This is a genomic window from Streptomyces sp. NPDC002057 (genome assembly GCF_040296665.1).
In the GTDB taxonomy this organism is placed as follows: Bacteria; Actinomycetota; Actinomycetes; order Streptomycetales; family Streptomycetaceae; genus Streptomyces.
The window spans coordinates 57987-78892 of the sequence record NZ_JBEOXR010000008.1 but is presented as its reverse complement, the minus strand read 5'-3'; the positions used below and the strand labels follow the sequence as shown (position 1 = coordinate 78892).

Here is a 20906-nt window from a genome sequence, read left to right as displayed (position 1 = left end):
GGTCAGAGCCGGGCGACCGGCTCCTCCCCGAGCACCCGCTCCATCAGCGTGACCCCGTAGCGCGTGCCGTCGGCGGCGAGCTTTCCCGGCTCGTCGCCGACGGCGCGGTACCCCGCGGCCTCGTAGTACGCACGGAGCCGCGGGTTGTCCGACAGACAGTCCAGCCGGGCGACCGACCGGCCGCCGGCCACGATCCGCCCCTCCGCGTGCGCCAGCAGCACCCGCCCGGTCCCCGGGGGCGCCGCCGCCCGGTCCGTCATCAGCCGGTGGACGTACCCGGCGACCGGCGGCCGAGGGCCCCAGGCCTGCTCGTCCTCCCACCACAGCTCGTACGCCCCGACCGCCCGGCCCCCGTGGGACGCCAGCCACACCTCGCCCTCGGCGAGCCGCGCCCGGAAGTGCTCCGCGCTCTTCCCGCCGGGCTTCCACTGGACGATCCCGTTCCGCGCCATCCACCGCGCGGCCCCGTCGTACATTCCCGCCAACAGGTCCGGATCGCGGTCGTCCGCCCGTCGGAAGGTCACTTGTGCCGTCATGGCGATCACCGTAAAGGTGTGGCCAGACATCCGTCCCACCGGGAGCGACCCCATGCCGCAGATCACCGTCGACCACTCCGCGCCCCTCGACCGGCGGGGCTTCGCGCTCGCCCTGCACCCCCTCGTCGTCGAGAGCGTCGGCACGACGCTCGACGCCTGCAAGACCCGCTTCCGCGAGGTCGGCGAGGCGGTCGTCGGGGACGGCGCCACCGAGGACGCCGTCGTCCACGTCGAGATCGCCCTGCTCCCCGGCCGCGCGGACGAGGTCAAGGCACGCCTCTCCGAGGCGGTCCTCGACCTGCTGCCCGCCCACCTCAGGGCGACGGAGGGCGTCCGCCTCTCGGTCGAGGTCCGCGACCTCGCACCGTCCTACCGCAAGCGCTGATCGGGCACGGACGGCGCCGCGTCGGGCGCGGCCGCCTCCGGCGGTGCCGCGGGCACCAGCGCGACCAGCCGCGCCACCAGGTCCCCGAAGGGGCCGTCGGCCGGCTCGTCCGCGAGGATGCCGACCAGGATCTCCGCCATCTCCGGGTCGTAGGCGGCGCTCACCGCGGCGAGCGCGGCGAAGTCGTGCACGAGCTGCAACTCCAGCTCCGCACGCGGCACCCGGCGCCCGTCCAGCCAGATCAGCGCCGTCGACTCGGCCAGCGAGACCCACGAGCGGACGACCAACTCAAGCCGCGCGGACGGGTTCTCGACCCCCAGGTGGGCGAGGATCTGCACGTACGCGGCGTGCCGCACCTCGTCGATCATCGCGTTCGTCGTGGAGGAACCCACCGCGGGCCCGCCCCGCATCAGCGCCGCGAACCCCGGCCCGTGGTCGTCCACGAAGTCGAAGAACCGGCCCATCACCCGCAGCAGCCGCGCTCCCAGGGGGCCCTGCGGCGGCTCCACGAACCGGGCGGCCAGCTCGTCGGCCGCCCGCCGCAGCGCGGCCTCGTAGAGGCTCTGCTTGCCGGGGAAGTAGTGGTAGACCAGCGGCCGCGAGATCCCCGCGGCCGCGGCGATCTCGTCGATGGAGACCTCGTCGGGAGAGCGGTGGCTGAAGAGTTCGAGGGCCACCCCGATCAGCTGCTGCTTGCGCTCCTCGACGCCCATCCTGCGGCGTACCCCGGTCGTCATACGAACAGCCTAACGGGGTCCGTTACGCTCCTGCCCCATGAGCGCTTCCGACCAGGACACCCCGGCCACCAAGGCCACCAAGGCCCCGGAGGCCCCCGAGGCCGACGAGGTACGCGAGGACCACGGGCCCGACGACCTCGACGGGCCGGTCGTGCCCGACGCGGACGAGGACGACGCGGCTGACGGGGACGACGGCGAGGGCGACGACGCCGAAGAGGACGACGCCGACGACGACGAGGACGACGAGGACGACACCGACGACGACGGCGCGGTGGGCGGGCTCACGCCCAAGCAGGCCCGCCGACTGCGCGTCGCCGCCGCCTCCGTGCTCCTCGTGGCGATGGCCGTGGTCCTGGTGATCCGCCTCGCCAGCCGGACGTCCGTCCTCGTCGTCGGCGTGTACGGCCTCGCCATGATCCTCTGCGGGATCGTGATCGAGCTCTCCCGCAACGGCCGTACGCGGCTCGGCACCTGGCTCCTGGTGGGAGGCCTCCTCACCGCGCTGGCCCTCGACTGGCTGGTCCTGCCCTGACCCCTGACGCCTGACGCCCGCCCCTGCCCTCAGAGATCGAGGACGAGCCGCTTTCCCACGCAGCGCGAGACGCAGATCAGCATCGAGTCGTCCCGCTCGGCGTCGGTGAGCAGCTCGTCCCGGTGGTCGATCTCGCCCTCCAGGACCCGCTGTTGGCAGGTTCCGCAGAAGCCCTGCCGGCAGGAGTACGTGAGGCCCGGGAGTTCCTCGCCGACCGCCGCCAGGACCGACTGGTCGGCCGCCACCCGCACCGTGCGACCGGAACGGCGCAGTTCGACCTCGAAGGCGGTGCCACCGGTCGTCGCCGCCGCCGAGAAGCGTTCCAGCCGCGGGGTCCGGCCCTCCGGCATCGCCGCGGCCACCGCGTCCATCAGCCCGTCCGGACCGCAGCAGTACACGAGGGTCCCGGCGGGGATCCCCGCGAGGAAGCCGAGGTCGGGCCGGCCCGACTCGTCCTCGGCGACGACCGTCGTACGCCCGCCGCCCAGCGCCTCGATCTCCGCCAGGTACGGCATCGTGGCCCGGCTCCGCCCGCAGTACACGAGCCGCCACTCCGCCCCGGCCGCCTCGGCGGCACGCAGCATCGGCAGGACGGGGGTGATGCCGATGCCGCCGGCGACGAAGACGTACGCGGGGGAGTCGACCAGCGGGAAGCGGTTGCGCGGGCCCCGGATCGCGATCTCCACGCCCTCCTGGAGCCGGTCGTGGACCTCGCGTGAACCGCCCCGGCCGCCCTGCTCCTCCTCGATGAGCCGGGTCGCCACGGTGTACGCCGAGGAGTCGGCCGGATCGCCGCAGAGCGAGTACTGCCGGACGAGCCCGGAGGGCAGCACGAGGTCGACATGGGCGCCCGGCTGCCAGCCGGGCAGTCCGCTTCCCTCCAGGCGCAGTTCGACCACGCCCTCGGCGGGCGTGGTGCGCCCGGCGACACGGACCCGGCGGGGGACGGTGCTGCCCCGGCCGTAGCCGGAGACGGGCTCGTCGAGGGCGGGCATCGGCCACAGCGGGGCCGTGGCCATGCGGCCGCGGACGGCGCGGCGGACGAGCAGCGCCGCCCCCGCGACGAGGGCGACGGTGGTGAACCGGGGCATCAGCGGCCTCCGTTGGCGCCGGGGGAGGAGGCCAGGTAGGCCATCGCCTGCGCGGTGTCGCCCTCCTGGGAGGGGTGGTAGGCGCGGCTGAGGTAGCGGGGCACGGAGCGCAGCATGTCCGGGGTGGAGGGCAGCAGGCCCTGCCGGCCCTTGCGGACGAACTGGCCAAAGGAGGCCTTGCCGTCGAGGACGCTCGGGTCGTTCTCCATGAAGAAGCGGACGCCCCGCTGCCAGAGGAAGACGAGCGTGGAGAAGGCGAGCGCCCAGGTGCGGGCGCGGCGCCGGTAGCCGCCGTCGAGGTGCATGAAGAGCTCGAAGGCGACCGAGCGGTGCTCGACCTCCTCGGCGCCGTGCCAGCGCAGCAGGTCCAGCATCGTCGGGTCGGCGCCGGCCCGGTCGAGCGCGTCGGCGTTGAGCACCCAGTTGCCGAGGAAGGCGGTGTAGTGCTCGATCGCGGCGATCATCGCGACCCGCTCCATCAGCCACCAGCGGCGCGGCCGGCCCGGCGGCAGGGTCCGGTCCCCGAGGAGCTTCTCGAAGAACCAGTCGACCTGCGCGGTGTACGGGGTGGGGTCGAGGCCCTGCTCCCTGAGGTGGGGCAGCACGTCGTCGTGCGCCTGGGAGTGGATGGCCTCCTGGCCGATGAAACCGATGACGTCCGCGCGCAGCCGGTCGTCGGTGATGAACGGCAGCGCCTGCTTGTAGACGTGCACGAACCAGCGTTCGCCGGCCGGGAGCAGCAGGTGCAGCACGTTGATGGTGTGCGTGGTGAAGGGATCGCCGGGCACCCAGTGGAGCGGGGTCTCCTCCCAGTCGAAGGAGACCTTGCGGGCCTTGAGCTCGACGTGCTCCGACGCCACCGGTGCAGGCTGCGTATTAGACATGCCGTCAATGTACTGAGGGGTAAGCGACGGCAACAGATCTGTGCACGCTCTTTTTGACCACTCGGGGAGGGTACGGGGGCCGGCGTGGGGCGCGAGTGGGGCGGGGGTGAGCTGGGGGTGGGGCGGGAGTGGGGTGGGAGTGGGTCCGGTGTGAGGTGGGCGTGGGGCCGGCCCGGCGGTCGGAGCGCGACACGCTCGGGACGGACGTGGGGCCGGCCCGCCATCGGACCGGCCCCGGGCGGCGCGGGTCCGGCTCCGGACGATCACCTCAGGGCGCTCACGCGCCTCCCGTCCCGCAGGGTGCCGTCCAGGTCCGCGCGGGCCCCGGCCGCCGCCTTCACCGCGAGGACCGGGCCGTCGGACCGGCCCTTCACCCCGCCCGAGGTCTCCAGGGCGGTGAAGTCGGGACTGCCCGCGGCCAGGACGTACCAGCCACCGCTCGGCGCCTGCCACAGCACGCCCGCCAGAACCCTGGGATCCCGCACGCCGCACGCGGGCGACCCCTCGGACCGGGCCGCGAGCGCGGCCGGCACGGTGGGCGACGGGACCAGGAACTGGGCGAGGACCCTGCTGCCCGTGCCCCGCCAGGTCTCCGCGCGCGTACACAGCCAGGTGCCCCGCCCCGCGCCCTCCGGCAACGCCTGCCGGGCGAACCGCCAGGCGTTCACCGACCGCACCCCGTGCGCCCGCGCCGCCGTCAGCTGGCAGGCCGTCCTGGCCCACGCCTCCCGCGCCTCCGGGCCCGTCGCGTCGACCGGCGCCGCCGGCGGGCCCCACAGGAGCCGGGCCGGGGCCAGCTCGCCCAGGTCGGTGAGGAGCCGCAGCCCCGAACCGTCCCGCACCTGAAGGGTGTTCCAGCGCGTGCAGCCCTTCGCCTGGGCGGGGCTCGGCACGGGGTCGGTCACCCCGTCCGCGTCCCGCACCAGCGGCCGGGCGTCCTTCGCGGGCGCGAGGAGATCCCGTACCGCCGTCTCCGCCACCCAGGGGGCCGTCAGATAGCGGACGTTGCCCGCCGCGCGGGAGACCACGAGCGCCGCCGAACCGATCGGGTCGGCCCCGTCGGTCCGCGCGAAGTCGAGCGCCGCGCCCGCCGTGCCCTCCAGCGGCTCCGCGTACCGCACGGCCCGCAGCCCGTCGTGCAGGAGCACCACCCGGGCCCCGTCCACCACGCCCGCGAAGAGCAGCTGGGGCGGCCCCATCGGCGGCCCCGCCGGTGTCCCCGGCGTCGCGGAGGAGAGCACGGCGGCACCGGGCCTGGCCCACACGGCGAGCGCCCGGCGCAGCAGCGCGCGATCCCCGCTCAGCCCGCCCCGCGTCGGCCAGACGGAGAAGTCCCGCCGCGTCGAACCGGGCCAGGCGGCCGCGGGGACCCGCTTGAGGGCACCGGGGTCGAGGGCGGCCTCGGCGGCCGGGTTACGGGCGTACGAGGGCGCCGCGGCGCCGTTCCTGCCCCAGCCGTCCCCGGGCAGCCCGAGCAGCGCCCCGCACACGAGGAGGGCGGCCGCGGCGACGAACGCGGCCCGGACGTGCTGCCTGCGCCGCATCAGATCGGTGGGCCGCGCCTGCAACGCGCAGGGATCGAACTCGTCGGACTCCAGCAGGGCGACACCGCCCAGGCGACCGGGACGGGCGGCGGGCGCGGGGGCCGGGCCCCGGGGCGCGGCGCGGCCGCCGGGGCTGTCGGACCGGCCGGTGACTCCGGTGTCCGCCTGCTCGCCCCGGCCCGCGGCACCGGCGCCGGACCTGCCGCCGCCCCGCCCCGGGCCGCCCTGCTCACCGACCCGCTCGACCCGCTCCTCGTCCTCGGGGGCGGTGCCCCCGGTCCTCCCGGGGCCACCCTGTTCAGCGACCCTCGTCGTGCCGGAGGTGGAGCCGGCAGGGTCGGCGGGATGCCCGGACCCGGCAGCCGACGCGGCCTCCGCCGTGTCCACCGCGTCCGCCTCCGCGAGGGCCGCCGCCGGGTCCGCCACGCCCGCCGCCGCCAGCACCCGCAGGACCTCCGGGTCGCCCTGACGCTCCAGGCCGCGGAGCACGTAGGCCGCGCGGCCGGGGCCGGAGAGCCGGGACAGCCGCTGGTCCAGGGCGAGTTCGTCGGCGCCGCCCACCCGGGGGAACAGCCGCAGCCCCCACACGTGCGGGAGCAGCGGCGGGAACTGCGCCCGGCGCGGCAGCGCGAGCCGCCGCAGCGGCAGACCGGCGATCAGGGCCTGCCGCAGCACCTCGCCCCGTACGTACGCGTACCCGGGGTCGACCGCGTCCTCGGCGAGCCGCGGCTCCGGCACGGCGGGGCCCGGGACCCGGCGGCGCGGCAGCGAGCGCTGGACGAGCGCGTGGGCGGTCAGCACCCGGCGGTTGCGGCCGAGCGACGGCGGCAGCACGAGATAGGCGATGCGGACGAGACGCGGATAGCGCTCGACGAGCGCGGCCTCGGCCTGCTCGACGTCGACCGGGCCCACGGGCGAGGGAACGAGATCCTTGGTGCTCACGTTCAGCAGAACGAGCGATTCTTCCGATGGTCACCCCGGCCGGGGACCCACCCCGGCCAAGGGTCCGGCCCGGCCGGGCGTCCACCCCGGCCAAGGGTCCGGTCCGGCCAGGCCCCCGCCCCGGCCCGGGTCGTCACCCGCCGAGGGTGAGCCGCTCCCGGATCGTCGCCGTGACCTCGTCCGGGACGCCGAGCCCCTCCCGTACGTACTTCTCCATCGAGCCGTGCTTGACCGCCACCTCGTCGAGCCCCGCGTCCAGGTACTCCGGCAGGACCCCGATCAGGTCGAGCGCGAGGTCCGGGTTGCCGCCCTGGGCCGTGAACCCCTCGATCATCGGCGCGAACGCCTGCCGCACCGCCGTGTTGACGGAGAGGTACTCGTCCCGCACCGTCTCCTCGTCCGCGCCGAGCAGCGACAGGACGACGGTCGCCGCCCACCCCGTCCGGTCCTTGCCCGCCGTGCAGTGGAAGAGCAGCGGCCCGGCACCCGGAGTGCCCAACTCGGTGAGGAGCGCGCCGTAGGAGGCGCGGGCGGAGTCGCCGGAGACGAAGGTGCGGTAGGTCCGCGCGAAGGCCGCCCGGGCCTGGCCCGCCCCCAGGTGCTCCTCGGCGAGCGCCGGGTCGGTCAGGAGCTCCTTGAGGCGGGCCGCGGGCGGCAGCCCGCTGATGGCCAGGTGGTCGGCGAGCACGTCGGCGACGAGCAGCCGTGCGCCCTCGGGCAGCCGGTCGGGCCGGTCGCCCCGCTCGCCCTCCGTCCGCAGGTCGACGACCGTACGGATGCCGAGCCCGGCCACGGCGGGCTCGGCCGCGTCGAGCCGGTCGAGCTGCGCGGAGCGCAGGACCAGGCCGGGCCGGACGGAGCGCCCGGGGCCGAGCGGCAGGCCGCCGAGGTCACGGAGGTTGGCGACGGAGGTGGCGGGGATGGCGGGCATGGCGTCGACTCCTCCGGTTCGTACCTGTTCGTGTCCGACCGTAAGGGATCACCCGCTTTCGGGCAGCTTCAGAATCCTTCGGCACCTTTCAGCGCCATGTGAAGCTCCCTATGGGGATTCGGGCCGGTCCACGGCCTTCGTCCCGCCCTCGGCGAGGGTCGCCCACACCTCCGCCTCCCGTTCCGGCGCGAGGCCGACCTCCGGCCGGTCCGGCCGCTGCGGCGCGGTCCCGCCGAGCGATTCCAGCCACGCCCAGGTGTCGGCGACCGTCTCCTCCGCCGGCCGGCAGCGCAGCCCGGCCGCGACCGCCCGGGAGACGTCGGCGGTGTGCATCGCGTCGTACATCTCGCCCGGCGGCAGCCACACGGGCAGCTCCGACCAGGGCTCCACCCCGGCCGCGAGCAACGCCTCCGGCTCCGTCCAGCGGAGCTCGGCGTCCGCGCCGGTGACCCGCGCACACGCGTCGAGCAGCTCCTCCGTCGTCGTGTGCCCGGGCGGCGAGACGAGGTTGTACGGCCCCGAGAGCCCGGCGGCCACCGCGTCGAGCGTCCACTCGGCGAGGTCGCGGGCGTCGATGTACTGGAGGGGGAGCGTGCGCGGCCCGGGGGCCAGGACCGGGCCGCCGCGCGCGATCCGGCCGAGCCACCAGGGGAGCCGGCCCACGTTCTCGTACGGGCCGATGATCAGACCCGCGCGCACCAGCAGCGTCCGGTCCGCGCCGAAGGCGGCCGCGGCGGCGAGCTCACCACCCCGCTTGGCCTCCGCGTAGGGCACGTCCCCGTCGTCCGGCGACCCCTCCACCAGCGGCCCGTCCTCGTCGAGTCCGGCGGCCGGCGGCCACGCGTACACGGAACGGCTCGACACGTACGCGTAACGCCCGACCCGGTCGGCGAGCAGCCGGGCCGCGTCCCGTACCGCGGAGGGAGCGGCCGACCAGGTGTCCACCACGGCGTCCCAGGAACCCGTGGCGAGGGCGGCGAGGCCCTCGGGGCCGGTGGTGCGGTCGCCGAGCAGCGACGTGACTCCCTTCGGCGGGGCGTGCCGGCCCCGGTGGAAGACGGTCACCTCCCAGCCCCTTGCGAGCGCGGCCTCGACGACCGCGCGACCCACGAACTCCGTACCACCCAGCATCAGTAGCCTCATGATCCGATCCTGTCCGGCCGCACGGCGTGGAGCCAGGGCGTTCCGCTCCGGGAGGATTCCGCCACGGGAGGAACGTCACCGGACCGACGGCGATGTCACGGGAGCGGGGAGCGCCCTCGTGCGCCGCGGAGCGGGATGGCACCATGACGGGCGATGACGAATGCCCGGTCGCCCCTGCGCGCCTTGCGTGCCGCCCTGTTCGCGGTGGTGTGCGTGACCTTGGCCGCCGTGGGGCATTCGTCCATGTCTGCGCACCGGCTTCCGGCGCTGGCGCTGCTCGGCGCCTTCGTCGTGACCGCGGCCGCCGCCTGGGCCGCCGCCGGCCGGCGCCGGGGCGCGCCGACGATCGCGGGCGCGCTGTTCGCCCTCCAGGGCGGGCTGCACCTGATCTTCTCGATGGCCGGCGCCCACGCCGGGGACACGGGCCACCCCACGGCGACGTCCCCGCACGGCGCGACCGGCACGGCGGGCACGGCGGGGACGGCCACCCCGCACGGCGGCACGCACCACATGGCCGCCGTCACCGACCCGCCCACCGACGCCACCACCACGACGGACATGGGCATGGACATGGGCGCGGGCATGGTGATGGACATGGGCGTCGGCATGCTCGCCGCCCACCTCCTCGCCGCGCTCCTCTGCGGCCTCTGGCTCGCCCACGGCGAAGCCGCGTTCTACACGCTCGCCCGGGCCGCCCTCGCCTACGCCTTCACCCCCCTGCGCCTGCTGTGCGCACGCGTCCACGTCCCCGACGCCCCGCGCGGCCCGGTCCGCCGGGCCCACCGGGGCGCCCACCGGCCGCACACCGTCGTCCTCGCGCACACCCTCTCCCGGCGCGGGCCGCCCCGGCTGTCCGCACCCCGCGCCACGACCCTCGGAGCACACGTCTGACCCGGGGGTCCTCCCCCTGTCTGCACCGAGTCCTAGGACAGTCATGACCATCGACGATCCCGCACGCCCGGACACCTCCGAGGCGCCACCGTCGGACACCACCGAGGCCCCCGACACCACGCCCGCCGCCGGTGCCGCCCCGGCGAAGCCCACGACGTGGAGCGCCCTGCGCCCCCTCGTCCTCCGCCTCCACTTCTACGCGGGCGTCCTCGTCGCACCGTTCCTCCTGGTGGCCGCCGTGAGCGGCCTCCTCTACGCGCTCTCCTACCAGGCCGAGAAGATCGTGTACGCGCACGAGCTGGAGGCCCCCGTCGGCGAGACGGCCCTGCCGCTCTCCCAGCAGGTGGACATCGCCCGCAAGGCCAACCCGAACGGCACCGTCACCGCCGTCTGGCCCGGCGCCGAGCCGGGCGCGACCACCCGGGTCCTGATGGCCGACCCGGACGTCCCCGAGGACACCTCGCTCGCCGTCTTCGTGGACCCGTACACCGGAGACGTACGCGGACAGCTGCCCAGCTACGGCAGCTCCGGCGCCCTCCCGCTGCGCACCTGGATCGACGGTCTGCACCGCGATCTGCACCTCGGTGAGTTCGGCCGCAACTACAGCGAGCTGGCCGCGAGCTGGCTGTGGGTCATCGCCCTCGGCGGTCTCGCGCTCTGGCTCGGCCGGCGCCGGAAGAACCGCCGCGCCCTCTTCGTACCGGAGGGCGGCCCCGCCTCCCGGCGTCGCACCCTCTCCTGGCACGGCACCGTCGGCCTGTGGGCCGTGGCCGGCCTGGTGCTGCTCTCCGCGACGGGCCTGACCTGGTCGCGGTACGCGGGCGAGAACATCGGCGTCGTCCAGGACGGCCTCGGCGGCGCCACCCCCACCCTCACCGCGACCATCGGCGGCGCGGCGGCCGGGGGCTCCTCGGAGCACGAGGGCCACGGCGGCGCCCACACCGGCGGATCCACCCCCCAGGGCCCGGACATCGGCCTCGACAAGGCACTCGACGCCGCCCGCGCGGCGGGCATCGACAGCCCGAGCGTCTCGGTGGTCCTGCCCGCCGAGGGCAAGGGGTACGTGGTCAAGGAGACCGACACGCAGTTCCCGCTGGAGCTGGACTCGATCGCCCTGAACCCGGCCGACGGCGCGGTCCTCGACCGGCTCGCCTTCGCCGACCACCCGGTGCTCGCGAAGCTCACCCGGATAGGCATCGACGCGCACATGGGCGTCTTCCTGGGCCTGTTCAACCAGCTGCTGCTCGCCGCCCTGGCCCTCGCGCTGATCCTGCTGATCGTCTGGGGCTACCGCATGTGGTGGCTGCGACGCCCGGGCCGCCCGGCGGCCCGCGGGGCCTGGCGGCGGATCCCGGTGACGATGCTGCTGCCGCTGGCCGCGGTCACGGCCCTGGTGGGGTGGTTCGTACCCCTGCTCGGCCTCAGCCTGCTGCTGTTCCTGGCCGTGGACCTCGCCCTGGCCCTGGTGTCCAGGCTGCGGGCGAGGTCACGGACCAGCTGATCAGGGCGTGTACTTGTAGCCGACCCGCCGCACGGTCTGGATCGTGTGGCGGTGCTCGGCGCCCAGCTTGCGACGCAGCCGGGCGACGTGGACGTCGACCGTGCGACCGTCGCCGACGTGTCCGTACCCCCACACCGTGGTGACCAACTGGTCGCGGGTGTGCACCCGGTGGGGGTGCGCCACCAGGTGGGCGAGCAGCTCGAACTCCAGGTAGGTGAGGTCCAGCGCCTGCCCGTCCACGACGGCCACGCGCTGGACGCCGTCGATGGTCACCGGCCCCTGCTCGTCCGCCGCGGCGGCGACGGGCGCGGGCGCGGCGACGGGCAGGTGCGGCTGCTGGTCGGCCGGCACGAGGACGAGGTACCCGACCATCGGCGGCCGCCCCGGCAGGGTCGGCAGCGTGTGCGGCGGAGCGGGCAGCAGGGTGGCGCCGGGCGGCAGGAAGTCCGCGACCTGGGCGAAGTCGACGACCTCGTTGGGATCGACGGCGCGCAGTCGGTGACGGCCGGGACGGACGGCCGTGAGGGAGGCACTCTGGGTGTGGGCCATGAGAGGTCAGCTCTTTCGCGCGGAGAAACGAACGGACAGGAGTCGTACGTCGTGCGCGTCGGCCGAAGGCCGTGGATCGGACCGTACCGATCGGGGCTTTAGAGGGCCGACGCGTTCCTCGCGCGGCAACACACCCGGTCGAAGTCGTGATGCTGCCGGGAAGGCCAGAACGGCTCGAGGTCGTGACGACCCGTCGCGATGTCGTTCTGATTGATGGCCATATCCCTATTGAACCAGAAGGGAATGCCCTCGACGACCCCTTCACCGGCCAAACCCCGTGTCGTCCTTCCCACATGCCGGGAGACCGGCCCCGGCCCGGACACCGCGAACACACCGGGCGCGCACGCCGGGAAGCGCCGGGCGCACGACGAGAGGCGCCCACCGTGGCCGGTGGACGCCTCTCGTCGTGGAGCTTCGCGGATCAGACCTGGCCGACCTTCTCCAGGGCCTCGCAGCAGGTGTCCACCAGGAGGCGGGTCACCACGTACGGGTCCACGTTCGCGTTCGGGCGACGGTCCTCGATGTAGCCCTTCTGGTCCTGCTCGACCTGCCACGGGATGCGCACCGAGGCGCCGCGGTCCGAGACGCCGTAGGAGTACTGGTCCCACGGAGCGGTCTCGTGCAGGCCCGTCAGACGGTCGTCGATGCCGGCGCCGTAGTTCTTGACGTGGTCGAGCGGCTTCGAGCCCTCGCCGAGGGACTCGGCGGCGGTGATGATCGCGTCGTAGCCCTCGCGCATCGCCTTCGTCGAGAAGTTGGTGTGCGCGCCCGCGCCGTTCCAGTCGCCCTTCACCGGCTTCGGGTCCAGCGTCGCCGAGATGTCGAAGTCCTCGGCCGTGCGGTACAGCAGCCAGCGGGCGATCCACAGCTGGTCGGAGACGACCAGGGGGGCCAGCGGGCCGACCTGGAACTCCCACTGGCCGGGCATGACCTCGGCGTTGATGCCGGAGATGCCGAGACCGGCCGCCAGGCAGTTCTCCAGGTGCGCCTCGACGACGTCACGGCCGAAGATCTCGTCCGCGCCGACACCGCAGTAGTAGCCGCCCTGCGCGGCCGGGAAGCCGGCCTCGGGGAAGCCGAGCGGGCGCGAGCCCTTGAAGAAGGTGTACTCCTGCTCGATGCCGAAGATCGGCTCCTGAGCGGCGTACTTCGCGGAGACCTCGGCCAGCGCGGCACGCGTGTTGGACTCGTGCGGCGTCATGTCCGTGTTGAGGACCTCGCACAGCACCAGGACGTCGTCGCCGCCGCGGATCGGGTCGGGGCAGACGAAGACCGGCTTGAGGACGCGGTCCGAGGCGTGGCCCTTGGCCTGGTTCGTGCTGGAACCGTCGAAGCCCCAGATCGGCAGCTCCTCGAGGGCGAGGGCCCCACCCGCGATGATCTTCGTCTTCGAGCGAAGCTTCGCGGTCGGCTCGGTGCCGTCGATCCAGATGTACTCAGCCTTGAAGGTCACGGGCCTCATCCTTTGGCGTGCTGCTGCGGGGTCGCGGCGGCTCGCGGCGCTGCGAGAAGCTGCGGTGTTCGGTGTCCGGTCGCAGCTTCGCAACACGGGATTTCCCGTCGATTGCCCGAATGTGAACCCCGTGTTACTCAGCCTTCCTGTGTTTCCCGCAGCCGCCGTGCGACCACGTGGGCGTCGAGGAGCGCGCCGAGCCCGGCGCCCCGGACCCGCCGCACGACCTCCGCGTACGAGGTCCCGAGGGCCTCGGCGGTCCGCCCCAGGTGCCAGTCGCAGCCGGCCAGCCGCCGCAGCAGGTACCCCTTCCGGATCTGGCCCTCCGAGAGCCGGAAGGTCTTCAGATAGACCGTCCGCCCCTTGCGGTCGCTGATCAGCTCACCGATGTGCTGCTCCCGCCCGCTCCGCTCGAACGGCGGCAGGAACCGGTGCAGGTCGAACGGCCCCGCCCGGTACACCCGCTCGAAGGCGTACGAGGTCTCCAGGAGGTCCCGCGCCATCAGCCCGTCGTGCGCCACCGCCCAGGCCCGCTCCTGCTCCCGGGCCGCCGCCCGCAGGTCCGCGAGGCTCCGGACGCCACCGGCCCCGTCCCGGATCCGCGCCGTGAACTCGGGCACCGGGGCCCCGTAGTACGCGTACTGGTGGACCAGCTCCCCGTACAGGTCCTCGACCAGCGTCGGGTGCAGGATCCGGTAGTCCTCCGGGTGCGGCACCACGAAGGCCGCGGCCAGCGCGTCCCCCACGTACAGGAGCGTCCCGCACTGGCCCGGGTGCAGCTCGAAGATCCGCAGCGCCTCCGCGAGCCCCGGCACCGACCACCCCGCGTACGCCGCCTCGGCACGCGGCGAGAGACCGCGCCGCACCGCCTCGCGGGACCACTCGTCCCACACCACGGACGGCCCGCCGAAGTGCAGGGCGAGATAGCCCTCCAGGGCGAGGTGCAGCGGAAGGAAGCGGAGCCGCCGCTCGCCCTGCCGCCGCTTGGCCATCCGGTGCAGCCGCCGCACGGGCACGGTGTCCGGCGCCTCCCCGGCCGCGCCACCCAGCCGGGTCCCGAACGCGGCGGACTCCGCGCCCGCCCCCGACCCCGTCCAGTCGGCGACGAACCCGTGCGGGATGTACGAGGTGTAGGTGGTCCGGTCGCCGAGGTCCACCGTCCCCGGACCGAGACCCCGGTGGACCTCCCGGTGCAGCCGGAGCCCGGCGACCGGCTCGGCCCGCACCAGCGGCACGAGCCGCACACCGCCCCACACCTGCGCGGGCCGCACACCGAGCCCGGTGAGATCGATCCGGGTCACCCCTCCGCCCCCTCGTCCGCCGTCCCCAGGAACAGCTCCACCCGCCGGTCCAGATAGGCCCGCAGCTCCGCGAACCCCGTCCGCCCCTCGGCGAACTGCGCGATCTCCACCAGCGCCGCCAGATCCTCCGCGTCCCGGATCCCCGCGGCCGGCACGCCCGGCGCCAGCCGGCGCACGTCGAAGCCCTCCGCGTCGTATACGGGGTTCAGGTGCACCACGCTCGTCCGCCGCTCCGGGTCCAGCCGCGACCGCCACACCCGCAGCACCTCGCCCGCGAGCCCCGGCGGTGCGTTGTCCCAGCCGTCCGAGACGATCACCAGCCGGTCGGGTCCGGTGTCCAGCGCGTCCAGGATCCGCAGCCCCAGCGGGGTCGGACCGAACGGCCGGACGAGCAGCGGATCACTCCCGCCCGAGGTCCACAGCGGGGTGTACGCCCCTGGCGAGGCGAGGGCCTCCAGGAGGTAGTGGCAGCCGAGCGCGACGGCCAGCGGACGACGCCGCTTCACCGCCGAACCCGAGGAGGAGAAGCTGTCGTCGAGCACCGCCGCGACCCGCCCCCAGCTCCCGGCGTACGGCCCCGCCGCGCGCCGGGCGGCCGCCCGCAGCGCCCCCGTCAGCTCGGCCCGGCGCTCGACCCGCTCGCCGAACGGCAACGACAGGACGTACAGCGCGAGACGGGTCAGCGGCATCACCGACAGATCGGCGGCCCGCTCCGTCCTCAGCTGTTCGAGCCGGGTCATCCGGGGCGCGATCCGCTCCAGGAAGAGCGCGCGCGGCACCCCGTGCTTGGCGGCGAACCCCTCGGCGACCGTGAACGGCAGCTCGTACAGCGCGCCCTGCTCGTAGCGGGCCCGGCGGAACGCGTCGAGCGTCGGGCTCTCGTACCGGACCCGCCGGCCGGGCGCGAAGAGGAAGTCCCCCGTCTCGGGATCGGCCGGCCGACCGTGCACATGCCGGAGGGCGCCCTTCAGTCCGGACCGGTACTTCACCGCGTCCAGGGCGGGATCGGGGCGGGCCGCGAGCCACCCGCGCACGATCGCGCGCGTGCGCCGGTTGTTGACCCCGGCGGCGCGCAGCGCGCGGAACAGCCGGTAGACCCGCTGCGGCGGCAGCAGCGCGAGCCGCGCCGCGATCAGCCGCCCCTCGGCCCGCTTCTCCTCGGGCCCGCCGGCCTCGTCGGCGGTGCGCAGCAGCTGCTCGACGACGAGGGCGGCGTTGTGGTGGTTGATGTCGAGCGCGAGGGCCGCGGCGTACACGGGCCGGTAGTTGACCCGTACGTACTCGTGGACGAAGCGCAGTGAGAAGTGCTGCGCGGCGGCGGAGGAACGGAACTCGCGCTGACCCGTGGCGGTCACGGCGGCGTTGACGAAGAGGAGCACGTCCTCGGCGGCGACGAGCTCGGACAAGGCTCTCCCCTTCTGGTGGGCGCCGGCCGGGGAATGAGGGCACGAACAGCGAAGACGTTGCTTCAGAGGCAGGTTCCGGAAGTCGCACCGAAGTCCCGCGGCCGGCGGAGGAACGCTAACACCGGGCGGGGGGACGGGCGCGAGCGGATTTCCGCGGGGGGCGGACGCCGGCCGGGCCCGGGGCGGACGGATGTCGGCGCCACCCGGCAGACTGGGGGCATGGCCAAGCACCTGGGCGGCACGCCCCGTATCGGACTCCTCGGCACCGGCCCCTGGGCCGGTCACACGCACGCGCCCGCGCTCGCCGGGCATCCCGGGATCGAGTTCAGCGGGGTCTGGGGCAGACGCCCCGAGGCGGCCGCCGCGCTCGCCGCCGCCTCCGGCACGCGCGCGTACGACGACGTGGACGCCCTCTTCGCGGCCAGCGACGCCGTCGCGTTCGCGCTCCCGCCGGACGTCCAGGCCCCGCTGGCGGTGCGCGCAGCGCGGGCCGGCTGCCACGTCCTGCTCGACAAGCCGGTCGCCACGACGGTCGCCGGGGCGCGCGAGGTGGCCGAGGCGGTCGAGGCCGCCGGGGTCGCCTCGGTGGTCTTCTGCACCCTTCGCTTCGCGGAGCCGACGGCCCGCTGGATCGAGGAGCAGGTCGCGGCGGGCGGCTGGTTCCTGGGCGAGGCGCACTGGCTGGGCTCGCTCTACGGAAGCGGTTCGAACAGCGAGTACGCGGCCTCCCCCTGGCGCAAGGAGAAGGGCGGCCTGTGGGACGTCGGCCCGCACGTCCTCTCCGTCCTCCTGCCGGTCCTCGGCGACGTCACCGCGATCACCGCCGCGCGGGGTCCGGCCGACACCCACCACCTGGTGCTGCGCCACGCGTCGGGAGCGAGCAGCACCGCCACGCTCACCCTCGGCGCCCCGCCCGAGGCGGCGGAGGCGGCCCTCACCCTGTACGGCACCGGGGGCCGGGTCGAACTGCCCCGCTGGGACGGGGCGGTGGGGGCGTTCGGCGCGGCCGTGGACGCCCTCGTGGGAGCGGCCCGCACGGGCGAACCCGACGCCTGCGACGCCCGCTTCGGCCTCCGCCTCACCGAGATCCTGACCGCGGCGGAGACGGCGGCGGACGCGGCGGCGGAGGCCGCGGCGGAGGCGGCCCGGTCCTGACCGCACTGGCCCGACCGCCGGGGACCTGCCCCGGACGGACCGCCGGGGATCCGCCGGGGCCCCGCCGGTCAGACCGGCAGGGACGCGGTCAGCGCGGCGCACAGCGCCTCGATCGCGGCCTCGTACAGCCGTTCCGGCGGGGTGGCGTAGCCGACGACGAGGCCGTCGGGGCGGGCGGGGCCCCGGGCGTCGGGGTGGCGGTAGGAGGCCAGGCCCTCCACGGCGACCCCGTGGCGGGCCGCCGCAGCGAGCGCCGCCCGCTCGCTGCCCGGCGGCAGTTCGACCACGGCGTGCAGCCCGGCGGCGATGCCCGTGACCCGTACCTCCGGCACCCGTTCCGCGAGCGCCGCCACCAGGCGGTCGCGCCGGCCCCGGTGTCGCTGGCGCATCCGCCGGACGTGCCGGTCGTAGGCACCGGAGACGAGGAAGTCGGCCAGGGTGAGCTGTTCGGTCGCGGAGGCGTACGGCTCGCGCAGGCCCTTCGCCGCGACCACCGCGTCCACCAGGGCCGACGGCAGGCACATCCAGCCGATCCGCAGCGCGGGGGAGAGGCTCTTGCTGACGGAGCCGACGAGGACGGTCCGCTCGGGGTCGAGGCCCTGGACGGCGCCGACGGGCCGCCGGTCGTAGCGGAACTCCCCGTCGTAGTCGTCCTCCACGACGAGCGCGCCGGAGGCCCGCGCCCACTCCAGGACACCGGCCCGGCGCTCGGGGTGCAGCGGTCCGCCGGTGGGGAACTGGTGGGCGGGGGTGAGCAGCACGGCGCCCGCGTGCCGGGGGAGCTCCGCGACCCGTATCCCGTCCTCGTCGACGGGCACCGGCAGCGTGGAGACCCCGGCCTCGGCGAACAGCCCCCGGTGGAAGGGCAGCCCGTAGGCCTCGACCGCCCAGGGGTCCGCCGCGCCGAGCACGCGCGCGAGCAGCCGCAGCGCGTGCGCGGCGCCCGAGCAGATCACGATCCGGTCGGGAGTGGTGCGGACGCCCCGCACCCGGGCGAGGTACTCGACGAGGGCCCGGCGCAGTTCGATCCGGCCGTGCGGGTCGCCGATCCCGAAGGCCTCGTGCGGGGCGTCGGTCAGCGCCCGCCGCGCCGAGGCCAGCCAGGCCGCGCGGGGGAAGGCGCCGGGGTCGGGCTTGCCCTGGACGAGGTCGTACGGGAGCGGGGGCGGCGCGGTCGGGCGTACGGGCCCGGGGGCGGGCGCGGCGACCCGCTCGGCGACGCGGGTCCCGGAGCCCTGGCGGGAGGTCAGCCAGCCTTCGGCGACGAGTTCGGCGTACGCGTCGGCGACGGTGTTCCGGGCGATCCCGAGATCGGCGGCGAGGGAGCGGTAGGGCGGCAGCCGGGTCCCGGGGGCCAGCCGTCCGCCGCGCACGGCCTCGCGCAGCGCCGCGATGAGCGCGGCCCGCCGTCCGCCGCCGGCGCCGACCTCCAGATGGAGATCGACCCCGAGCCCCTCGCCGTCCGAAGGGGTCACCACCCGTCACCGCCGCCCGTCAGCTCCACCGCGCCGCCATGTCCGCCGTACTTGCCGTACCCGCGCACGGCCCCACCTGCCGTACCGCCGTCCCTCCCCGCACCCGTCAACGGGACAGCGCGTCCCGGACGGCATCGTCGGACCGGGCGACGACGGCCGTGCCGTCCTCGGCGGTGATGATCGGCCGCTGGATGAGCTCGGGGTGGGCGGCGAGGGCGTCGATCCACCGGTCGCGGTGCCCGGCGTCGCGGGGCCACTCCTTCACGCCGAGCTCCTTGGCGGCGGCCTCCTGCGTCCGCGTGATGTCCCACGGTTCGAGCCCGAGCCGGCCGAGCACCTGCCGGATCTCCTCCGGTGAGGGCACGTCCTCCAGGTAGCGCCGCACCGTGTACGAGGCGCCCTCGGCGTCGAGAAGGGTGAGGGCGCTGCGGCACTTGGAACAGGCGGGATTGATCCAGATCTCCATGTCCCCACGGTACCCCCCAGGCCTCTCTCCACCACCCCCCAAACCCCTTCTGGCCAGGGGCGATTGTCAGTGGGGGCCACTAAAATAAGGGGTGAAGGTGAGGGTCCCGGGGAGGGCCCGCACCCCGTCGTTCGCCAGGAGGTAGCCCATGGCTCTCGCCGTGATCCGGACACCGTCCCTCGAACCGTGGAAGCCGCTCCAGAGGAAGGCGCTCCCCGCGGGCCGCCCCCGCGAGTGGTACGTGACGCACAACCGGCGCCTGAAGGCCATGCGCCTCGCGATCGCCCTCCTCGACGCCGGCGTCTACGTCCCGTCGAAGGCCACGAACGCGGCCATACGCGCCACGGCCCAGCACATCGGCATCCACCCGCCCTCGGACACCACCTGCCGCATGGTCCGCACCTTCATCCGCCACGGCCGCTGACCGGGCCAGGGAACGGCGAAGGCCGCCGCCCCCGGACTTCCGGGGGCGGCGGCCCTCACTGCTGAGGCTCCGGCTTAGAGGTCGAAGTAGAGCTCGAACTCGTGCGGGTGCGGGCGCAGCTGGATCGGGGCGATCTCGTTGGTGCGCTTGTAGTCGATCCACGTCTCGATCAGGTCGGAGGTGAAGACACCGCCGGCCTGGAGGTACTCGTTGTCGTTCTCCAGGGCGGAGAGGACGGCCTCCAGGTTGGTCGGGACCTGCGGGACGTTGGCGTGCTCCTCGGGAGCCAGCTCGTACAGGTCCTTGTCGATCGGCTCCATGGGCTCGATCTTGTTCTTGATGCCGTCGAGGCCCGCGAGGAGCAGCGCCGAGAAGGCGAGGTACGGGTTCGAGGACGGGTCCGGCGCGCGGAACTCGACGCGCTTGGCCTTCGGGTTCGAGCCCGTGATCGGGATGCGCATGGCGGCGGAGCGGTTGCGTTGCGAGTACACCATGTTGACCGGGGCCTCGAAGCCCGGGACCAGACGGTGGTACGAGTTCACCGTCGGGTTGGTGAAGGCGAGCAGCGACGGGGCGTGCTTGAGGATGCCGCCGATGTAGTAGCGGGCGGTGTCCGAGAGGCCCGCGTAGCCGGTCTCGTCGTAGAACAGCGGGTCGCCGTTCGCCCAGAGCGACTGGTGGACGTGCATGCCCGAGCCGTTGTCGCCGAAGATCGGCTTCGGCATGAAGGTCGCGGTCTTGCCGTTGCGCCAGGCGACGTTCTTCACGATGTACTTGAAGAGCATCAGGTCGTCGGCCGCGGCGAGCAGCGTGTTGAACTTGTAGTTGATCTCGGCCTGGCCGGCGGTGCCGACCTCGTGGTGCTGGCGCTCGACCTGCAGGCCGACGTTCTCCAGCTCCAGGGAGATCTCCGAGCGCAGGTCGGCGAAGTGGTCGACCGGCGGGGCCGGGAAGTAGCCGCCCTTGTAGCGGACCTTGTAGCCGCGGTTGTTCTCCTCCGCACCGGTGTTCCAGGCGCCGGCCTCGGAGTCGATGTGGTAGAAGCCCTGGTTCGCCGAGGTCTCGAAGCGCACCGAGTCGAAGACGTAGAACTCCGCCTCGGGGCCGAAGTAGGCGGTGTCGGCGATGCCGGTGGAGGCGAGGTACGCCTCGGCCTTCTTCGCGATGTTGCGGGGGTCACGGCTGTACTGCTCGCCCGTGATCGGGTCGTGGATGAAGAAGTTGATGTTCAGCGTCTTGTCGCGGCGGAAGGGGTCCACGCGGGCCGTCGACAGGTCGGCGCGGAGCGCCATGTCGGACTCGTGGATCGCCTGGAAGCCGCGGATCGACGAGCCGTCGAAGGCGAGCTCCTCCGAGGGGTCGAAGGCCGTCGCCGGGATCGTGAAGTGCTGCATCACGCCCGGAAGGTCGCAGAAGCGGACGTCGACCATCTTGACGTCGTTGTCCTTGATGAACTTCTGGACCTCGTCGGCGTTCTGGAACCCGTGCTTCTCGGACATCCAACTCCTCCTACTCCCGGCCCGGGGAGGGGCGGGGTTGCAGCTCGGTCGTGCGGCCAGT

The 20906-nt window shown here is 74.4% G+C and carries 20 protein-coding genes; 6 read left to right on the top strand and 14 right to left on the bottom strand.

Annotated features, from left to right (window positions below; all coding sequences use genetic code 11):
- Positions 1–2 precede the first annotated feature (2 nt).
- A complete protein-coding gene (locus ABT129_RS09515; protein ID WP_351898719.1) occupies positions 3–536 on the bottom strand; it encodes a GNAT family N-acetyltransferase in 534 nt (177 codons plus the stop codon).
- Positions 537–588: 52 nt separating this feature from the next.
- Here ABT129_RS09515 and ABT129_RS09510 point away from each other — a divergent pair, with 52 nt between their 5' ends.
- Positions 589–921, top strand: coding sequence for a 5-carboxymethyl-2-hydroxymuconate Delta-isomerase (locus ABT129_RS09510; RefSeq protein WP_351898966.1), 333 nt, complete (start codon positions 589–591; stop codon positions 919–921).
- Here ABT129_RS09510 and ABT129_RS09505 read toward each other — a convergent pair.
- Positions 906–1658 carry a TetR/AcrR family transcriptional regulator gene (locus ABT129_RS09505; RefSeq protein WP_351898716.1) on the bottom strand — a complete coding sequence of 251 codons (753 nt, stop codon included), beginning with the start codon at positions 1656–1658 and terminating at the stop codon, positions 906–908. The genes ABT129_RS09510 and ABT129_RS09505 overlap by 16 nt on opposite strands.
- Positions 1659–1695: 37 nt before the next feature.
- On the opposite strand from ABT129_RS09505, the gene ABT129_RS09500 reads away from it, so the two are divergent.
- Complete coding sequence (locus ABT129_RS09500) at positions 1696–2190, top strand: hypothetical protein (RefSeq protein ID WP_351898714.1); 495 nt, start codon at positions 1696–1698, stop codon at positions 2188–2190.
- Positions 2191–2219: 29 nt separating this feature from the next.
- On the opposite strand, the gene ABT129_RS09495 is transcribed toward ABT129_RS09500, so the two are convergent.
- The 5 genes from ABT129_RS09495 to ABT129_RS09475 all read right to left on the bottom strand — a co-directional run bounded on the left by ABT129_RS09495 (position 2220) and on the right by ABT129_RS09475 (position 8725).
- Positions 2220–3281 (bottom strand): PDR/VanB family oxidoreductase, encoded by a 1062-nt coding sequence (locus ABT129_RS09495; protein WP_351898711.1) that lies wholly within the window; start codon positions 3279–3281, stop codon positions 2220–2222.
- On the bottom strand, positions 3281–4165 hold the full coding sequence (locus ABT129_RS09490; protein ID WP_351898709.1) for a metal-dependent hydrolase: 885 nt from the start codon (positions 4163–4165) through the stop codon (positions 3281–3283). The genes ABT129_RS09495 and ABT129_RS09490 overlap by 1 nt, the downstream gene beginning before the upstream one ends.
- A 263-nt stretch (positions 4166–4428) precedes the next feature.
- Positions 4429–6651, bottom strand: coding sequence for a hypothetical protein (locus tag ABT129_RS09485; RefSeq protein ID WP_351898706.1), 2223 nt, complete (start codon positions 6649–6651; stop codon positions 4429–4431).
- A 133-nt stretch (positions 6652–6784) separates the two neighbouring features.
- On the bottom strand, positions 6785–7582 hold the full coding sequence (locus tag ABT129_RS09480) for a tyrosine-protein phosphatase (RefSeq protein WP_351898704.1): 798 nt from the start codon (positions 7580–7582) through the stop codon (positions 6785–6787).
- 108 nt (positions 7583–7690) lie between these two features.
- Positions 7691–8725, bottom strand: a complete 1035-nt coding sequence (locus ABT129_RS09475; RefSeq protein ID WP_351898702.1) for an NAD-dependent epimerase/dehydratase family protein — start codon at positions 8723–8725, stop codon at positions 7691–7693.
- A 243-nt stretch (positions 8726–8968) separates the two neighbouring features.
- On the opposite strand from ABT129_RS09475, the gene ABT129_RS09470 reads away from it, so the two are divergent.
- Positions 8969–9616 carry a hypothetical protein gene (locus tag ABT129_RS09470; protein ID WP_351898699.1) on the top strand — a complete coding sequence of 216 codons (648 nt, stop codon included), beginning with the start codon at positions 8969–8971 and terminating at the stop codon, positions 9614–9616.
- Between the two features lie 43 nt (positions 9617–9659).
- Positions 9660–11117, top strand: a complete 1458-nt coding sequence (locus ABT129_RS09465) for a PepSY-associated TM helix domain-containing protein (RefSeq protein ID WP_351898697.1) — start codon at positions 9660–9662, stop codon at positions 11115–11117.
- On the opposite strand, the gene ABT129_RS09460 is transcribed toward ABT129_RS09465, so the two are convergent.
- From ABT129_RS09460 to ABT129_RS09445, 4 genes are all read right to left on the bottom strand, one after another.
- Positions 11118–11666, bottom strand: a complete 549-nt coding sequence (locus tag ABT129_RS09460) for a winged helix-turn-helix domain-containing protein (protein ID WP_351898695.1) — start codon at positions 11664–11666, stop codon at positions 11118–11120.
- A gap of 421 nt (positions 11667–12087) precedes the next feature.
- Positions 12088–13119 carry a glutamine synthetase gene (glnII, locus tag ABT129_RS09455; protein WP_351898692.1) on the bottom strand — a complete coding sequence of 344 codons (1032 nt, stop codon included), beginning with the start codon at positions 13117–13119 and terminating at the stop codon, positions 12088–12090.
- A gap of 137 nt (positions 13120–13256) precedes the next feature.
- Positions 13257–14420, bottom strand: coding sequence for an ARPP-2 domain-containing protein (locus tag ABT129_RS09450; protein WP_351898690.1), 1164 nt, complete (start codon positions 14418–14420; stop codon positions 13257–13259).
- Positions 14417–15826, bottom strand: coding sequence for a hypothetical protein (locus ABT129_RS09445; protein WP_351898688.1), 1410 nt, complete (start codon positions 15824–15826; stop codon positions 14417–14419). Before ABT129_RS09445 ends, ABT129_RS09450 begins: the two co-directional genes overlap by 4 nt.
- A 219-nt stretch (positions 15827–16045) precedes the next feature.
- Between ABT129_RS09445 and ABT129_RS09440 the strand changes: the two genes are divergently transcribed.
- The gene (locus ABT129_RS09440; RefSeq protein ID WP_351898685.1) at positions 16046–16981 is read left to right on the top strand and encodes a Gfo/Idh/MocA family protein; all 936 of its coding nucleotides are present in this window, start codon (positions 16046–16048) and stop codon (positions 16979–16981) included.
- 68 nt (positions 16982–17049) lie between these two features.
- On the opposite strand, the gene pdxR is transcribed toward ABT129_RS09440, so the two are convergent.
- Positions 17050–18456 carry a MocR-like pyridoxine biosynthesis transcription factor PdxR gene (pdxR, locus tag ABT129_RS09435; protein WP_351898683.1) on the bottom strand — a complete coding sequence of 469 codons (1407 nt, stop codon included), beginning with the start codon at positions 18454–18456 and terminating at the stop codon, positions 17050–17052.
- Positions 18457–18562: 106 nt separating this feature from the next.
- Positions 18563–18922, bottom strand: a complete 360-nt coding sequence (locus ABT129_RS09430; protein WP_351898681.1) for an arsenate reductase family protein — start codon at positions 18920–18922, stop codon at positions 18563–18565.
- Positions 18923–19070: 148 nt separating this feature from the next.
- Here ABT129_RS09430 and ABT129_RS09425 point away from each other — a divergent pair, with 148 nt between their 5' ends.
- Positions 19071–19346, top strand: a complete 276-nt coding sequence (locus ABT129_RS09425; protein ID WP_351898678.1) for a hypothetical protein — start codon at positions 19071–19073, stop codon at positions 19344–19346.
- A 74-nt stretch (positions 19347–19420) separates the two neighbouring features.
- On the opposite strand, the gene glnA is transcribed toward ABT129_RS09425, so the two are convergent.
- Positions 19421–20845: a type I glutamate--ammonia ligase gene (gene glnA / locus ABT129_RS09420; protein WP_351898676.1), complete on the bottom strand. Its 1425-nt coding sequence runs from the start codon at positions 20843–20845 to the stop codon at positions 19421–19423.
- Between the last annotated feature and the right edge of the window lie 61 nt (positions 20846–20906).

Excerpts from the sequence above, each read along its gene's own strand:
- ABT129_RS09515 (WP_351898719.1), bottom strand. The coding sequence starts at position 536 with ATGACGGCACAAGTGACCTTCCGACGGGCGGACGACCGCGATCCGGAC.
- ABT129_RS09510 (WP_351898966.1), top strand. The coding sequence starts at position 589 with ATGCCGCAGATCACCGTCGACCACTCCGCGCCCCTCGACCGGCGGGGC.
- ABT129_RS09505 (WP_351898716.1), bottom strand. The coding sequence starts at position 1,658 with ATGACGACCGGGGTACGCCGCAGGATGGGCGTCGAGGAGCGCAAGCAG.
- ABT129_RS09500 (WP_351898714.1), top strand. The coding sequence starts at position 1,696 with ATGAGCGCTTCCGACCAGGACACCCCGGCCACCAAGGCCACCAAGGCC.
- ABT129_RS09495 (WP_351898711.1), bottom strand. The coding sequence starts at position 3,281 with ATGCCCCGGTTCACCACCGTCGCCCTCGTCGCGGGGGCGGCGCTGCTC.
- ABT129_RS09490 (WP_351898709.1), bottom strand. The coding sequence starts at position 4,165 with ATGTCTAATACGCAGCCTGCACCGGTGGCGTCGGAGCACGTCGAGCTC.
- ABT129_RS09480 (WP_351898704.1), bottom strand. The coding sequence starts at position 7,582 with ATGCCCGCCATCCCCGCCACCTCCGTCGCCAACCTCCGTGACCTCGGC.
- ABT129_RS09475 (WP_351898702.1), bottom strand. The coding sequence starts at position 8,725 with ATGAGGCTACTGATGCTGGGTGGTACGGAGTTCGTGGGTCGCGCGGTC.
- ABT129_RS09470 (WP_351898699.1), top strand. The coding sequence starts at position 8,969 with ATGTCTGCGCACCGGCTTCCGGCGCTGGCGCTGCTCGGCGCCTTCGTC.
- ABT129_RS09465 (WP_351898697.1), top strand. The coding sequence starts at position 9,660 with ATGACCATCGACGATCCCGCACGCCCGGACACCTCCGAGGCGCCACCG.
- ABT129_RS09460 (WP_351898695.1), bottom strand. The coding sequence starts at position 11,666 with ATGGCCCACACCCAGAGTGCCTCCCTCACGGCCGTCCGTCCCGGCCGT.
- ABT129_RS09440 (WP_351898685.1), top strand. The coding sequence starts at position 16,046 with ATGGCCAAGCACCTGGGCGGCACGCCCCGTATCGGACTCCTCGGCACC.
- ABT129_RS09430 (WP_351898681.1), bottom strand. The coding sequence starts at position 18,922 with ATGGAGATCTGGATCAATCCCGCCTGTTCCAAGTGCCGCAGCGCCCTC.
- ABT129_RS09425 (WP_351898678.1), top strand. The coding sequence starts at position 19,071 with ATGGCTCTCGCCGTGATCCGGACACCGTCCCTCGAACCGTGGAAGCCG.
- glnA (WP_351898676.1), bottom strand. The coding sequence starts at position 20,845 with ATGTCCGAGAAGCACGGGTTCCAGAACGCCGACGAGGTCCAGAAGTTC.